Source organism: Caballeronia sp. LZ029 (assembly GCF_031451275.1).
GTDB lineage: Bacteria > Pseudomonadota > Gammaproteobacteria > Burkholderiales > Burkholderiaceae > Caballeronia > Caballeronia jiangsuensis.
Genome location: NZ_JARUXO010000018.1, coordinates 1 through 633 on the forward strand (window position 1 = coordinate 1; position 633 = coordinate 633).

Genomic DNA, 633 nt, shown 5'->3' on the forward strand with positions numbered 1-633 from the left:
TTCGGTAGGGATGGTCAGATGTTCGGACTGCGCACGGCGGCGCTTTCTGGCGACGAGGCCATACAGCAATCCCGTCGCGGCTAGCCCGATCACCCAGGAAATATCGGAGTCCGCGAGCGCGCGCGCGATGGGGCCGGTATAAAAGCCGCTCGATATGAAAGGCAGTTCGAGTAGAACGCCGCAGACATAGACAGCGATCGTCGACAGATTCCAGCTTCCGTAGCGGCCGCTGGGATCGGAGAGCGCGTGCAGGTCATAGCTCGACCCGTTGACGAAGAAATAATCGACGATGCTGATAGCGCTCCATGGCGTGATGAACGCGAGGAGAAAGATCAGAAATGACGAGAACGACTTGATAAACGAATGCGAACCCGTTATGGCAATCAACACCGCGAGCGATACCATGCCGAGCACGTAGAAGAACCTGTGACGGACGGACACGGCATCGCGGTGGCGAAACGCTCCGATGATGGTCGCAGTCGACATGTAGCTGCTATAGGCATTGAGCGTCATCATCGTTATCTTTCCGAAGCCGACAATGAAGTACAGCACCATCGCCATGGCGCCTGTCGCGCCGAGCCCGACCACGAACTGCACCTCGCGTCCCGAGAAGGCGGCACCGGCGAGCGCCGC

Annotated in this window: 1 protein-coding gene; it reads right to left on the minus strand. The window is 58.9% G+C overall.

Translation table 11 applies throughout. The features are described from left to right. Nucleotides 1–597, minus strand: a 597-nt coding sequence (locus QCE73_RS33905; RefSeq protein ID WP_309885324.1) for a cytosine permease, incomplete at its 3' end; no start/stop codon positions are given. Nucleotides 598–633: the final 36 nt, after the last annotated feature.